This is a genomic window from Aliirhizobium cellulosilyticum (assembly GCF_014198105.1).
Classification (GTDB): Bacteria; Pseudomonadota; Alphaproteobacteria; order Rhizobiales; family Rhizobiaceae; genus Neorhizobium; species Neorhizobium cellulosilyticum.
Genome location: NZ_JACIGW010000001.1, coordinates 694200 through 707013 on the forward strand (window position 1 = coordinate 694200; position 12814 = coordinate 707013).

Here is a 12814-nt window from a genome sequence, read left to right on the forward strand (position 1 = left end):
GGCGGATGCCGCGAGTTTTCTCCCCCCGTGTGGGGGAGATGGCCGGCAGGCCAGAGGGGGAAGACGCCCCCGCCACGCCATCCGGGGGACAGACACATGCTTATCCGTTTCATCACACTGATCTTTCTGGTCCTTGCATCCGCGGCGACATCCTTCGCGCAAGGCAGCGACCCCAAGCCGCTGTTTGACCAGTTGGCGGACGCCAATTTCAACCAGGCGGAAACGCTTGTCGGGCAAATCGCTGCGACCGGGGATCCGCGCGTGGTGCCGGCGCTGAATGCCTTTTCCGAGGGTGACCTTTATTTCCGCAAGTCCGACAAGGCAGTCTTTTCCGCCAAATCTGCCGGTTCTCAGCTTGAGCTGATCGACCCGGTTACCGGTGAGAGCGCCGGCCATGTGGCAAAAGGCGCGGTCACCAAGATCAAGGTCAACAACAATCTGCGCCGCGCTATCCGCGCGGCTCTCGGCGGCCTGACGCTGATGAGCCCGGATCGTGGTGCGCGCCTTTCCGCCGCCGATGCGATCCTGCGTTCGCCAAGTGCCGAAGCTCTCGAACTCGTCGAGGCCGCACTTGCCAAGGAAACCGACACGGAAGTGAAGGCCCGCATGGAAGAAGCGCGTGCGGTGTCGCTTCTTTCCTCCGATCGCTCGATCGATGAAAAGCGCGCGGCAATCGAAACTATTTCCGGCCTCGGTGCGAGCGGCCTCGGTGTGCTGAATTCTGTTTCTTCATCCATCGATCCCAGCCTGAAGCCGGATCTCGACAAGGCGATCGCCTCGATCCAGAACGCACAGCAACTCTGGAACGTCGCCCAGAATGTCTGGTACGGCATGTCCCTTGGCTCGGTTCTGCTGCTTGCCGCCATCGGCCTTGCCATCACCTTCGGCGTCATGGGCATCATCAACATGGCGCATGGCGAAATGGTCATGCTGGGTGCCTATTCCACTTTCATGGTGCAGGAAGTGATCCGCGAGAACGCGCCCAGCCTGTTCGACTGGTCGCTGGCAATCGCGCTGCCCGTCGCCTTCCTCGTCACCGGCTTCGTCGGTTTCGTCATCGAGCGCGGCGTGATCCGCTTCCTGTATGGCCGGCCGCTCGAAACGCTGCTCGCCACCTGGGGCGTGTCGCTGATCCTGCAACAGGCGATCCGCACGATCTTCGGTCCGACCAATCAGGAAGTCGGCAATCCGTCGTGGATGTCCGGTTCCTTTCCGCTCGGCGGCATGACGATCACCTATAACCGCATGTGGATCATCGTCTTTTCACTGACGATCTTCTTCGCGCTGCTCTTCGTGATGAAGAAGACGGCTTACGGCCTCAACATGCGCGCCGTCACGCAGAACCGCCGCATGGCCTCATCGATGGGCATTCGCACCCCCTGGGTCGATGCGCTCACCTTTGCGCTCGGATCGGGCATCGCGGGCATTGCCGGCGTGGCGCTTTCCCAGATCGACAACGTCTCGCCGAACCTCGGCCAGAGCTACATCATCGACTCATTCATGGTCGTGGTGTTCGGCGGGGTCGGTAATCTCTGGGGCACGCTGGTCGGCGCGCTGTCGCTCGGTATCCTCAACAAGTTCCTCGAACCGTCCGTCGGGGCCGTGCTCGGAAAAATCCTCGTGCTCGTCCTCATCATCCTCTTCATCCAGAAACGTCCGCGCGGCCTCTTCGCGCTCAAGGGAAGGGCGGTGGAAGCATGATCTCCGGCTTCATTCTTCGCGCACTCGAAGGCAGGATCGTCATCGCCGTCGGCATTCTGCTTGCCGTCGCCATCATCGTGCCTGCGCTCAACCTGCTGACCTCGCCGGACAGCGCTCTGCATATCCCGACCTATGTCATGGCGCTGATGGGCAAGTATCTCTGCTATGCGCTTCTGGCCTTGGCGCTCGATCTCGTCTGGGGTTATTGCGGCATCCTCTCGCTCGGCCACGGCGCGTTCTTTGCGCTCGGCGGCTATGCGATGGGCATGTATCTGATGCGCCAGATCGGTTCGCGCGGCACCTATGGCAATCCCGACCTGCCGGATTTCATGGTCTTCCTCAACTGGAAGGAATTGCCATGGTTCTGGTACGGGTTCGACATGTTCCCGTTTGCCATGGCCATGGTGCTGATCGTGCCCGGCCTGCTCGCCTTCGTCTTCGGCTGGTTCGCCTTCAGGTCCCGCGTCAACGGCGTTTATCTGTCGATCATCACCCAGGCGATGACCTATGCGCTGATGCTCGCCTTCTTCCGCAACGACATGGGTTTCGGTGGCAATAACGGTCTGACCGACTTCAAGGATATTTTGGGCTTCCAGGTGCAGGCTGGTGGCACGCGTGCGGTTCTCTTCGCCCTGTCAGCCATCATGCTGGCCCTCTGCCTGATCGTCGCCTCGGCCATAACACGGTCGAAATTCGGCAAGGTTCTGGTCGGCGTGCGCGATGCCGAAAGCCGGGTGCGCTTCCTTGGCTTCCGGGTGGAAAACATCAAGCTGTTCACCTTCGTCGTCTCGGCCATGTTCGCCGGCATCGCCGGTGCGCTGTTCGTGCCGCAGGTCGGCATCATCAATCCGGGGGAATTTGCGCCTGCCAACTCGATCGAAGTCGTCGTTTGGACCGCCGTCGGCGGACGCGGCACCCTGATCGGCCCGATCATCGGCGCGATCCTCGTCAATGCGGGCAAGAGCTATTTTACCGGCGCATTCCCTGAATTCTGGCTGTTTGCTCTTGGTGGGCTGTTCATTGCCGTCACGCTGTTCCTGCCTAAAGGTATTGTCGGCACGATCCAGCATGGCTGGAATGCCCGCAAGGCGCTCAAGGCCGCGGCAGATGCGGAAAAGGGCAGGGATGCCGGCGCTGCGCCGGTCACGCAACAGGCTCAGGCAGCGGAGTGAAACGATGAACACGATTGCCGAAACCAGAAGCAAAAGCCTGCTTTATCTCGAAGACGTTTCCGTCTCCTTCGACGGGTTCAAGGCGATCAATTCGCTGTCGCTGGTGGTCGAGCCGGGCGAGCTTCGTGCCATCATCGGCCCGAACGGGGCCGGCAAAACGACGATGATGGACATCATCACCGGCAAGACCCGACCGGACACGGGCAAGGTGATCTTCGAGGATACGATCGACCTGACGAAAAAGGACGAAGCCGATATCGCCCAGCTTGGCATCGGCCGCAAATTCCAGAAACCGACAGTGTTCGAAAGCCATACGGTCTGGGACAATCTGGAGCTGGCGCTCAACCGTTCCCGCGGCGTGTTCGCCACGCTGTTCTATACGCTGAGCGCCGACGACAAGGCGCGGATCGAGGAAATCCTCTCGACGATCCGTCTGACCCATCGCGCCCACGAATACGCTGCCAATCTTTCCCACGGTCAGAAACAGTGGCTGGAGATCGGCATGCTGCTGGCGCAGGAGCCGAAGCTGCTTCTCGTCGACGAGCCGGTGGCCGGCATGACCGATGCGGAGACAGCCGAGACGGCGGTACTTTTGCGCGAGATCGCCAAGACCCGCTCGGTCGTCGTGGTCGAGCACGACATGGGTTTCATCCGCGATCTCGGGGTGAAGGTGACATGTCTGGCGGAAGGTTCGGTTCTGGCGGAAGGTTCGATCGATTTCGTCTCCAGCGATCCGAAGGTGATCGAAAATTATCTGGGGCGGTGATGGAGAGCGCAATGGTCTTGATACCCCCCTCCGGCCTGCCGGCCCCCCCCCCCACAAGGGGGAAGATCGGCTGGGAGCGATCCTTCTGCCTCAAGCACGCATCTCTTCCGGTTTCGATTTCATCGCGGGATGACGTCTCGCCTCCACTCGACCTTCAAAGGGGGGCGAGTGGTCGCCTCCCTCCGATCTCCCTCCTTGTGGGGGAGATGCCCGGCAGGGCAGAGGGGGGTAATGCCATCCTCCTGAGCAAACAGGGAGGCTCCCCATGCTGACAGTCAACAACGTCAATCTCCACTATGGCGCAGCGCAAGCCCTTCGCGGGGTCTCCGTCAATGCCGAAATGGGCAAGATCACCTGCGTGCTCGGCCGTAACGGCGTCGGCAAATCCTCGCTCTTGCGCGCTGTCACCGGCCAGCATCCGGTCTCCGGTGGCACGATCAGCTTTCAGGGGGAAGTGCTGAACGGGCTTGCGCCTTATTCCCGGGCCAAACACGGTATCGGTTATGTACCGCAAGGGCGCGAGATATTTCCGCTTCTGACCGTTCAGGAAAACCTGCAGAGCGGTTATGCGCCGCTTGCCCGCAAGGACAAGTTTATTCCCGACGAGATCTTTTCGCTGTTTCCGGTGCTCAAAACCATGCTCGGCCGTCGCGGTGGCGACCTTTCCGGCGGCCAGCAGCAGCAGCTGGCGATCGGTCGCGCCATGGTGACGCGCCCCAAGATTCTCGTGCTGGACGAGCCGACCGAGGGCATCCAGCCGTCGATCATCAAGGATATCGGCCGGGCGATCCGCTACTTGAGGGATTCCACCGGCATGGCGATCCTGCTTGTCGAGCAGTATCTGGATTTCTGTCGCGAGCTGGCAGACCAAGTCTACATCATGGATCGTGGCGAGATTGTGCATGAAGGCCCTGCCGAAACCTTGGATACGGCAGAAGCAAGGCGGCATCTAACAGTTTAATGGTGAATGTTTGCATTGCTTACTTTGATCCAAGGCATATCAATGCTTCAACAGGTGTGTTAGATGAACCGCAGATGAACGACATCTCCGAACATCGTTGACAACCCGCACCCCATGATGAGGCGCTGATGGTCTTTGCATGCATTCCTGGTCACCGTTCCCGCTCCGCTCTTGTTCGCTTCGTCGCGACCGGAGCGTTTTTCTTGGCTGCAGGCTCGGTTTTCGCCGCCTGTGGTCAGCCGATGGCGCCGGGTCGCCATGCGATGACGATCGAGAGCGACGGTGTTGACCGACAGGCCGTCTATTATGTTCCGTCTTCCTATACCGGCCGCGACAAGGTTGCCGTCGTGTTCGATTTTCACGGCAGCAACAGCAATCCAGATGGGCAGCTGAACCGATCGTCCTGGGACAAGGTCGCCGAAAAGAACGGTTTCATTGCAGTCGCGCTGCAGGGCAGCCTGCCTGGCAAGGTGCCGGGGACCTATGCCTGGAACGTGCCTTTCGTGCAGGTGAGCAAAGCCATCATTCCGACCGGCGCGCAGGGCGGTCTCGACGAGATCGCCTTCATCGATGACGCCGTCGATGAGGTGAAGGAAGATTTCTGCGTCGATGCCAACCGCATCTTTGCTTCCGGTTATTCCGGTGGCGGGCGCATGCTGTCGGCTTATGTCTGCTCGGGACAGGATGATTTTGCCGGTGCCGGTTTCGTCAATTCGCTGCGTGCCGGCCGCCCGGTCGAGGTTGATGGCAAATGGGGGCCGGACAAGGCCAATTGCAATCCGGCCAAGCCTATCTCCATCGTCGCCTTCGCCGGCGAAAAGGATGCACAGAACCCCTATGCGGGTGGCGGTTCCGCCTATTGGCAATATGGTTTCAACACGGCGATCCAGCGCTGGAATGATCTAGACGGCTGCAAGGGCAATGGCGACCCGAAAACCGTCGATGGCGTGACCTATACGATGTACGGGACCTGCAAGAACGGCGCGCGGATTGCAACTTACGTCTTCGAAAAGGGCACGCATGACTGGCCGAAGCCGCTTGCTGCCAAGGAAGCCGTCATGGCTGCCGCCAAGGAGGGTGCTGCGAGCGTGACCAAGGTTGCGGCCGTGGTGCCGGCCAAGCAGCCCGCCTTCGACGCCAATGTTGATCCCGCTTTCCGGATGTGGGACTTCTTCGGCAAGGCCGACACGACGGATGTCGTTGCGACTGCAACGCCTGCAAAGTCGACTGCGCCCATGAAGTCTGGCACAGCCATTGCTTCTGACTGCGCAACACAGGCGGAACTCGAAGGTACATCGTGCAGCATTCCTCAGTCGAACACTATGCGCCGCAGCGGGCAAGGGGTTCAGGGCGCCTTGTAACCAAGGCTTTTGACGGCCGTACACGGCTCGACGAGTTCTTCCAGGAAGGCTGCGCAAAAATTCGCCTTCCGGAAACCTTTTCGCCTGAAATGGAGGCGATTCTCATCAATACGTCAGGGGGGCTGACGGGCGGCGACGTGATCGATTGGTCCGTCGCCGCTGCGGCTTCCACCAGGCTTTCGGTCGCCACCCAGGCGAACGAGAAGATCTACAAGGCGTCCTCCGGCACCGCCTCGGTTTCCACCCATATCACCGTCGGCGACAATGCTTCCGTTCATTGGCTTCCGCAGGAGACCATCCTGTTCGACCGGGCATCACTCAGTCGCCGCCTTGATGTCGATCTTGCCGAAAGCGCTGAATTTCTCGCCGTCGAAGCCGTGCTTCTGGGGCGCCGCGCGATGGGCGAGGCGGTCGCCAACGGATTTTTCCGCGATCGCTGGCGGGTGCGCCGCAATGCTCAGTTGATCCACGCCGAGGAGATGCGCTTCGAGGGCGAGATTGCGCAAATGGCGCAGGCCGCGGCCGTGCTTTCCGGCCAGGTCGCCTTCGCCACACTTTTCCATACGGGGCCTTTGAGCGAATCCATGCTGCCCAAGTTGAGGGAGTGCATCGGCAATGCCGGTGGTGCGAGTTACTGGAACGGCAAGCTGATCGCGCGGATCGCCGCACCCACGGGCTTCGATTTGAGAAAAATCCTGGTACCGGCAATTTCCGTATTGCGTAACGGCGCGCCAGTGCCGAAAGTCTGGCATATCTGATTTGCCCTATCCGAAGTCGATTGCGGGATTTCCATGAACCTGACCCCACGCGAAAAAGACAAGCTGCTGATTTCCATGGCGGCAATGGTTGCCCGTCGCCGCCTGGAGCGCGGCGTCAAGCTCAACTATCCCGAAGCGATCGCGCTGATCACGGACTATGTCGTCGAGGGTGCCCGTGACGGCCGTTCGGTTGCGGACCTGATGGAGGCCGGCGCGCATGTCATCTCCCGCGATCAGGTGATGGAAGGCATTCCGGAAATGATCCATGACGTGCAGGTGGAGGCGACCTTTCCGGACGGCACCAAGCTGGTGACCGTGCACGAACCGATCCGCTGAGGAGCCTAGCCATGGCACTGGAACTACGCCCCAACTGCGAATGCTGCGACAAGGATCTTAATCCCGACAGCCGCGAGGCGATGATCTGCACGTTTGAGTGCACATTCTGTGCGGATTGCGCGGCGGATGTGCTTGGTGGGATCTGCCCGAACTGCTCGGGAGAACTGGTGAGGCGCCCGATCCGTCCGGCGGCGGCACTGGTTCGTAACCCCGCATCGACGGTGCGTGTCTTGAAGGCGGAGGGTTGTATCCCCCAAACCGCTTTAACAGCCTGAGGAGCTGATTCATGATTCCTGGTGAAGTCATTGCCGCAAAAGGCGAAATCGAGCTCAATGCCGGCGCGCCGACGATATCCATCGAAGTTTCCAATACCGGTGACCGCCCGGTGCAGGTCGGCAGCCACTATCATTTCTTCGAGACCAATAATGGTCTATCCTTCGATCGCGACAAGGCGCACGGCATGCGGCTCGATATACCTGCTGGAACCGCTGTGCGCTTCGAGCCGGGCCAGACCCGATCCGTCACGCTGATCCCGCTTTCGGGTGCGCGACGGGTCTATGGTTTCCAGCAGAAGATCATGGGAGGACTCTGACATCGCGACCAAACATTATCTCGGCAGCTGCCAGTGCGGCGCGGTCTCCTACGAAGTCGAGGCGGATCTCGACCAGACGGTCACCTGTAACTGCTCGCGCTGCCAGCGACTGGGCATTGTTCTCGCCTTCGCGCCACGTGGTGCATTTTCGCTGACGTCGGGCGAGGGGAACCTTACCGAATACAGGTTCAACACGAAGAAGCTGCAGCATCTGTTCTGCAAGACCTGCGGCATCGAGAGTTTTGCCTATGGGGACTCGCCGAAGGATGGTTCGCCCATGGTGGCGATCAACGTCAACTGCCTGGAAAGCGTCAATCCACGGGCTTTGACGTCGCATCACTACGACGGGGCTGCGGCCTGAGCCGATGCTGAAACTCGCCCTCTTGCCGTTGCTGTGTGGATGCGTGCTTCTTCTCGATGCACCGACATCCGCGCAACAGCCGCGACCGGATTGCAAGGAGCCGCAAACGCAGGCGGATATGACGATCTGCGCCGGCCTTGATCTTGCCGATGCGGATACGGCGTTGAACGCGCAGTATCAGGTGACACGCAAGGCGCTGAAGGAGCGGGATACCGGGGTCTCCACTGAGCTGAAGGGCGGTGAAGAGGCTTTGATCAAGGCGCAGCGCGCCTGGCTCTCCTATCGCGACGCCCAATGTGCTTCCGTCGGGTTTCAGGCGCGCGGCGGCTCGATGGAGCCGATGCTTGTCTCCAGTTGCGAGGCCGATCTGACGCGCAAGCGTACGGCCGAGCTTAAGGCGCTTGTCGATAACATGCTGTAATTTTTGGAATGGCTCGTCGCCATCCAGGTGAAATGTCCGAACTCATATTGCCCGAAGGATTGAGGTAATTCATGTCCTACAAGATGTCCCGCGCCGCTTATGCCTCGATGTTCGGTCCGACCACCGGCGACAAGGTGCGGCTTGCCGATACCGAATTGTTCATCGAGGTGGAGCGCGATTTCACCACCTATGGCGAAGAGGTGAAATTCGGCGGCGGCAAGGTCATTCGCGACGGCATGGGGCAGAGCCAGGCGACACGCGCCGAAGGGGCGGTCGATACCGTCATCACCAATGCGCTGATCGTCGATCATAGCGGCATCTATAAGGCCGATGTGGGCTTGAAGAACGGCCGTATCCACGCGATCGGCAAAGCTGGTAATCCGGATACGCAGCCGGGCGTGACGATCATCGTCGGCCCGTCGACGGAAGCGATCGCCGGCGAAGGCAAGATCCTGACGGCCGGTGGCATGGATGCACATATCCACTATATCTGCCCGCAGCAGATCGAAGAGGCGCTGATGAGCGGTGTCACCACCATGCTTGGTGGCGGTTCCGGCCCGGCGCATGGAACGCTGGCAACGACCTGTACAGGTGCGTGGCATATCGAGCGGATGATCGAAAGTTTTGACGCCTTCCCGATGAACCTCGCACTTGCCGGCAAGGGTAATGCCTCGCTTCCGGCACCGCTCGAAGAAATGATCCTCGCGGGTGCTTCGTCGCTGAAACTGCATGAGGACTGGGGCACGACACCGGCTGCTATCGACAACTGCCTGACGGTAGCCGACGCGTTCGACGTGCAGGTGATGATCCATACCGATACACTGAACGAAAGCGGTTTTGTCGAAGACACGGTCGCCGCCATCAAGGGTCGCACGATCCATGCCTTCCATACGGAAGGGGCGGGCGGCGGGCATGCGCCCGATATCATCAAGGTCTGCGGCAATCCGAACGTCATTCCGTCTTCGACCAACCCCACGCGGCCCTATACGGTCAACACGCTGGCCGAGCATCTCGACATGCTGATGGTTTGCCATCACCTGTCGCCATCGATCCCGGAAGACATTGCATTTGCCGAAAGCCGTATCCGCAAGGAGACGATCGCGGCGGAAGACATTCTGCACGATATCGGCGCCTTCTCGATCATCTCTTCCGACAGCCAGGCCATGGGCCGCGTCGGGGAAGTCGCGATCCGCACCTGGCAGACAGCCGACAAGATGAAGCGCCAGCGGGGTCCTTTGAAGGACGAGACCGGCGACAACGACAATTTCCGCGTCAAGCGCTACATTGCCAAATACACGATCAACCCGGCGATCGCGCATGGTGTGTCCCACGAGATCGGTTCGGTCGAAGTGGGAAAACGCGCCGACCTCGTGCTGTGGAGCCCGGCCTTCTTCGGCGCGAAGCCGGAAATGGTGCTGCTCGGCGGTTCGATTGCCGCTGCGCCGATGGGCGATCCGAATGCTTCGATCCCGACGCCGCAGCCGATGCATTACCGGCCGATGTTTGCGGCCTATGGCAAGCTCAGGACCAATTCATCGGTCACCTTCGTTTCGCAGGCCTCGCTCGATGGCGGTCTGGCGCAGCGGCTTGGCGTCGCCAAGAAGCTGGTTGCGGTGAAGAACGTGCGCGGCGGCATCGGCAAGGCGTCGATGATCCACAATTCGGCAACGCCGCATGTGGAAGTCGATCCGGAAACTTATGAGGTTCGCGCCGACGGCGAGTTGCTCACCTGCAAACCGGCAACGGTGCTGCCGATGGCGCAGCGGTATTTCCTGTTCTGAAGGGAGATGGAATGAGCCTCTCCATCCGGGGATGCGCTGCGGCCGACATTGCCGAGTGGGCCAGGCTGCGACACGCATTATGGCCGGATGGACCGGTTGAAGAGCATCGAGCCGAGATTGCTGCCGCTCTGTCGGACGGTGTTTTGCGGGGCTATCTTGCAGTTGACGAACAGGGGCAGGGGATCGGCTTTGCCGAAGTCTCCATTCGGCGTTACGCCAATGGCAGCACGCAATCTCCAGTGCCGTTTCTGGAGGGGATCTGGATTGTGCCGGAGCATCGGCAGCAAAAGATCGGGCGTTTGCTGATCGAGCGGATTTCGGCGGATTGTGCGGCGGAAGGCTTTGTCGAACTCTGCTCGGATGCCGAGATTGACAATCTCGCATCTCGTCATGCGCATGAGAGTTGGGGTTTTGCCGAGACGGAGCGGGTGGTGTATTTCCGCAAGGCCCTTTGAGTTGTTCGGCATGAGATTTATCCTCCGAATATCGATAGCTGTCGTCGCCGTTGTTGTGTTCGCGGCGGCGGCGGGCACATTCGTGCCGCGACCGCTGTTTGCACTGGACCGATCAGGTTCCTCTGCCGAAACCCGGCGCATTCTGTTGCTCTCCAATCCCATTCACACGGATATCGTCATTCCTCTCGACGAGGAAACACGTGCCGACTACGCGTTTCTCGAAGCGTCCGGCATTCCGATTGCTGATCCGGTCGCGCAGTGGTTGGTGTTGGGCTGGGGAGGTCGCGCATTTTATCTTGAGACGCCGACCTGGAGTGACCTGAAGCCGATGCCGGTGTTTCGGGCGCTGACCATTGATCGCTCGGTAATGCATGTGGACGTGGCAGGGAGCATGGATGAAACGCATCCGGCTATACGCTCCTTCAATATGCGACCGGCAGAATTTCAAACTCTCTCGAACTTCATCAAAGCCAGTTTTGTAAGGGATCGCGGTGAGATCGTGGCCATTCCCGATGCAGGCTACGGAGTTTATGACCAGTTCTTCGAGGCTCATGGCTCATTCAACGCGCTCCTCGGCTGCAATACCTGGACAGCCCAGGCGCTTCGTTCCGCGGGCATTCGCACAGGCTGGTGGAACCCGTTGCCTCAGACGCTGGGTCTGTCTCTGAGACTCTTCAACTGAAAACAAAGTTCACCCTTGGCGATCTCGTTCACTCGCTCCAAGCCCTGCTTTCTGTGAATAGCAGGTTTGCGTTGCGTCAATTTTCGCCTGACTTTGCTGCATCGCAAGAGAAATGCGGTTAAGGGAGTGCATCTGCCTCTTACCGGGGCGAATATTCATTCTCATGGAGGCATTGATGCTGGGCAAAAAGGTTCCGCAAGTCACTTTCCGCACCCGCGTACGCGACGAGGCCGTTGGCGGCCCGAACCCCTTCCGTTGGCAGGACGTTACCTCGGACGATTATTTCGCCGGAAAGCGCGTCGTGCTCTTCTCGCTGCCGGGCGCGTTCACGCCGACCTGCTCGACCTACCAGCTTCCCGATTTCGAAAAGCTGTTTTCCGATTTCCAGGCTGAAGGCATCGACGCGATCTACTGCATGTCGGTCAACGATGCTTTCGTCATGAATGCATGGGCCAAGAGCCAGAATCTTGAAAACGTCACCGTCATTCCGGACGGTTCGGGCGAATTCACCCGCAAGATGGGCATGCTGGTTGCCAAGGATAATCTTGGCTTCGGCATGCGCTCGTGGCGTTATGGCGCGATCGTCAACGACGGCGTCGTCGAACAGTGGTTCGAAGAAGAAGGCTATTCCGATAATTGCGAGAGCGATCCCTATGGTGCGTCCTCGCCGCAGAACATTCTTGAGAACCTCAAGGCCCTGAAGATCGCTGCCGAATAAGCGGCGAAAGACTTCTGCCAATAGGAAGCCCGGTCTCGCGCCGGGCTTTTTGTTGTCCAGCCGCAACTAAGCCTTGTGCGGCAGGCCGGCTTTGGCAATGATGTCTTTTGCACATGTCTCCCAACACCGGTGACCACTTTCGGTAGACATGCGTCAAGAGTTTGCATTTCAACGGGTTATCCATCATGCAGCACATCCATTCCTATCGCCCTGCCGGCGAAATTTCCGACCCGCCGATTGACACCGTCAGCCTGCCGCACGATCTGCGTCACCTGCGCCGCAAGCTGCTGCATCTTTCGAATGGCGATATGGTGATGCTCGATCTCAAGGAAGCCGTTCTTTTCCATAACGGCGACCGTCTGGTGCTCGACAACGGTGACACGGTGGAAGTACAGGCGGCACCGGAAAAGCTTTTCGAGGTCAAGGCGCGCGACACACTGCATCTGATCGAACTCGCATGGCATCTCGGTAATCGGCATCTTTCCGCCCAGATCGAGGAAGGCCGTATCCTGATCCTGCGCGATCATGTGATCCGCTCCATGCTGCAGGGGCTGGGCGCCAGCGTCAGCGATGTCGAGGAACCGTTCCAGCCGGCTCGCGGCGCCTATCACGCGCATGGTTCCCATGGCAGCCATTCGGATGATCATGGGCATTCCCACGACCACGACCATTCCCATGGTCACGACCATCATCATCATGACTGATCGCATATCGTGACAGAGCATCCGCGGCCGGGCGACCCGGCGACA

Annotated in this window: 16 protein-coding genes; all 16 read left to right on the plus strand. The window is 59.8% G+C overall.

The window, feature by feature from the left end:
* Positions 1-96: 96 nt before the first annotated feature.
* The 16 genes from urtB to ureE all read left to right on the plus strand — a co-directional run bounded on the left by urtB (position 97) and on the right by ureE (position 12769).
* Positions 97-1701, plus strand: a complete 1605-nt coding sequence (gene urtB, locus GGE33_RS03130; protein ID WP_183821195.1) for an urea ABC transporter permease subunit UrtB — start codon at positions 97-99, stop codon at positions 1699-1701.
* On the plus strand, positions 1698-2873 hold the full coding sequence (urtC, locus tag GGE33_RS03135; protein WP_183821196.1) for an urea ABC transporter permease subunit UrtC: 1176 nt from the start codon (positions 1698-1700) through the stop codon (positions 2871-2873). The genes urtB and urtC overlap by 4 nt, the downstream gene beginning before the upstream one ends.
* Before the next feature lie 4 nt (positions 2874-2877).
* Complete coding sequence (urtD, locus tag GGE33_RS03140; RefSeq protein WP_183821197.1) at positions 2878-3639, plus strand: urea ABC transporter ATP-binding protein UrtD; 762 nt, start codon at positions 2878-2880, stop codon at positions 3637-3639.
* A 265-nt stretch (positions 3640-3904) separates the two neighbouring features.
* On the plus strand, positions 3905-4600 hold the full coding sequence (gene urtE / locus GGE33_RS03145; protein ID WP_183821198.1) for an urea ABC transporter ATP-binding subunit UrtE: 696 nt from the start codon (positions 3905-3907) through the stop codon (positions 4598-4600).
* A gap of 128 nt (positions 4601-4728) precedes the next feature.
* Entirely contained in the window at positions 4729-5961 is a 1233-nt protein-coding gene (locus GGE33_RS03150) for a CE1 family esterase (protein ID WP_183821199.1), read from the plus strand.
* The gene (locus GGE33_RS03155) at positions 5898-6719 is read left to right on the plus strand and encodes an urease accessory protein UreD (RefSeq protein ID WP_183821200.1); all 822 of its coding nucleotides are present in this window, start codon (positions 5898-5900) and stop codon (positions 6717-6719) included. The genes GGE33_RS03150 and GGE33_RS03155 overlap by 64 nt, the downstream gene beginning before the upstream one ends.
* A gap of 33 nt (positions 6720-6752) precedes the next feature.
* Positions 6753-7055 carry an urease subunit gamma gene (locus tag GGE33_RS03160; RefSeq protein WP_112454072.1) on the plus strand — a complete coding sequence of 101 codons (303 nt, stop codon included), beginning with the start codon at positions 6753-6755 and terminating at the stop codon, positions 7053-7055.
* An 11-nt stretch (positions 7056-7066) separates the two neighbouring features.
* Positions 7067-7330, plus strand: coding sequence for a DUF1272 domain-containing protein (locus tag GGE33_RS03165; protein WP_183821201.1), 264 nt, complete (start codon positions 7067-7069; stop codon positions 7328-7330).
* An 11-nt stretch (positions 7331-7341) separates the two neighbouring features.
* Positions 7342-7647, plus strand: a complete 306-nt coding sequence (locus GGE33_RS03170) for an urease subunit beta (RefSeq protein WP_183821202.1) — start codon at positions 7342-7344, stop codon at positions 7645-7647.
* Between the two features lies 1 nt (position 7648).
* A complete protein-coding gene (locus GGE33_RS03175; protein WP_183822299.1) occupies positions 7649-8008 on the plus strand; it encodes a GFA family protein in 360 nt (119 codons plus the stop codon).
* A gap of 4 nt (positions 8009-8012) precedes the next feature.
* Complete coding sequence (locus GGE33_RS03180) at positions 8013-8429, plus strand: lysozyme inhibitor LprI family protein (protein ID WP_183821203.1); 417 nt, start codon at positions 8013-8015, stop codon at positions 8427-8429.
* A 71-nt stretch (positions 8430-8500) separates the two neighbouring features.
* The gene (gene ureC / locus GGE33_RS03185) at positions 8501-10210 is read left to right on the plus strand and encodes an urease subunit alpha (protein ID WP_183821204.1); all 1710 of its coding nucleotides are present in this window, start codon (positions 8501-8503) and stop codon (positions 10208-10210) included.
* 11 nt (positions 10211-10221) lie between these two features.
* Positions 10222-10665 (plus strand): GNAT family N-acetyltransferase, encoded by a 444-nt coding sequence (locus GGE33_RS03190; protein WP_183821205.1) that lies wholly within the window; start codon positions 10222-10224, stop codon positions 10663-10665.
* Between the two features lie 10 nt (positions 10666-10675).
* On the plus strand, positions 10676-11347 hold the full coding sequence (locus GGE33_RS03195) for a TIGR02117 family protein (protein ID WP_183821206.1): 672 nt from the start codon (positions 10676-10678) through the stop codon (positions 11345-11347).
* A 175-nt stretch (positions 11348-11522) separates the two neighbouring features.
* Positions 11523-12065, plus strand: coding sequence for a peroxiredoxin (locus GGE33_RS03200; RefSeq protein ID WP_183821207.1), 543 nt, complete (start codon positions 11523-11525; stop codon positions 12063-12065).
* Positions 12066-12250: 185 nt separating this feature from the next.
* Positions 12251-12769, plus strand: a complete 519-nt coding sequence (ureE, locus tag GGE33_RS03205) for an urease accessory protein UreE (protein WP_183821208.1) — start codon at positions 12251-12253, stop codon at positions 12767-12769.
* Positions 12770-12814 lie beyond the last annotated feature (45 nt).

Coding starts and splice junctions, on each gene's coding strand:
- urtB (WP_183821195.1), top strand. CDS start 97: ATGCTTATCCGTTTCATCACACTGATCTTTCTGGTCCTTGCATCCGCG.
- urtC (WP_183821196.1), top strand. CDS start 1,698: ATGATCTCCGGCTTCATTCTTCGCGCACTCGAAGGCAGGATCGTCATC.
- urtD (WP_183821197.1), top strand. CDS start 2,878: ATGAACACGATTGCCGAAACCAGAAGCAAAAGCCTGCTTTATCTCGAA.
- urtE (WP_183821198.1), top strand. CDS start 3,905: ATGCTGACAGTCAACAACGTCAATCTCCACTATGGCGCAGCGCAAGCC.
- GGE33_RS03150 (WP_183821199.1), top strand. CDS start 4,729: ATGGTCTTTGCATGCATTCCTGGTCACCGTTCCCGCTCCGCTCTTGTT.
- GGE33_RS03160 (WP_112454072.1), top strand. CDS start 6,753: ATGAACCTGACCCCACGCGAAAAAGACAAGCTGCTGATTTCCATGGCG.
- GGE33_RS03165 (WP_183821201.1), top strand. CDS start 7,067: ATGGCACTGGAACTACGCCCCAACTGCGAATGCTGCGACAAGGATCTT.
- GGE33_RS03170 (WP_183821202.1), top strand. CDS start 7,342: ATGATTCCTGGTGAAGTCATTGCCGCAAAAGGCGAAATCGAGCTCAAT.
- GGE33_RS03180 (WP_183821203.1), top strand. CDS start 8,013: ATGCTGAAACTCGCCCTCTTGCCGTTGCTGTGTGGATGCGTGCTTCTT.
- ureC (WP_183821204.1), top strand. CDS start 8,501: ATGTCCTACAAGATGTCCCGCGCCGCTTATGCCTCGATGTTCGGTCCG.
- GGE33_RS03190 (WP_183821205.1), top strand. CDS start 10,222: ATGAGCCTCTCCATCCGGGGATGCGCTGCGGCCGACATTGCCGAGTGG.
- GGE33_RS03195 (WP_183821206.1), top strand. CDS start 10,676: ATGAGATTTATCCTCCGAATATCGATAGCTGTCGTCGCCGTTGTTGTG.
- GGE33_RS03200 (WP_183821207.1), top strand. CDS start 11,523: ATGCTGGGCAAAAAGGTTCCGCAAGTCACTTTCCGCACCCGCGTACGC.
- ureE (WP_183821208.1), top strand. CDS start 12,251: ATGCAGCACATCCATTCCTATCGCCCTGCCGGCGAAATTTCCGACCCG.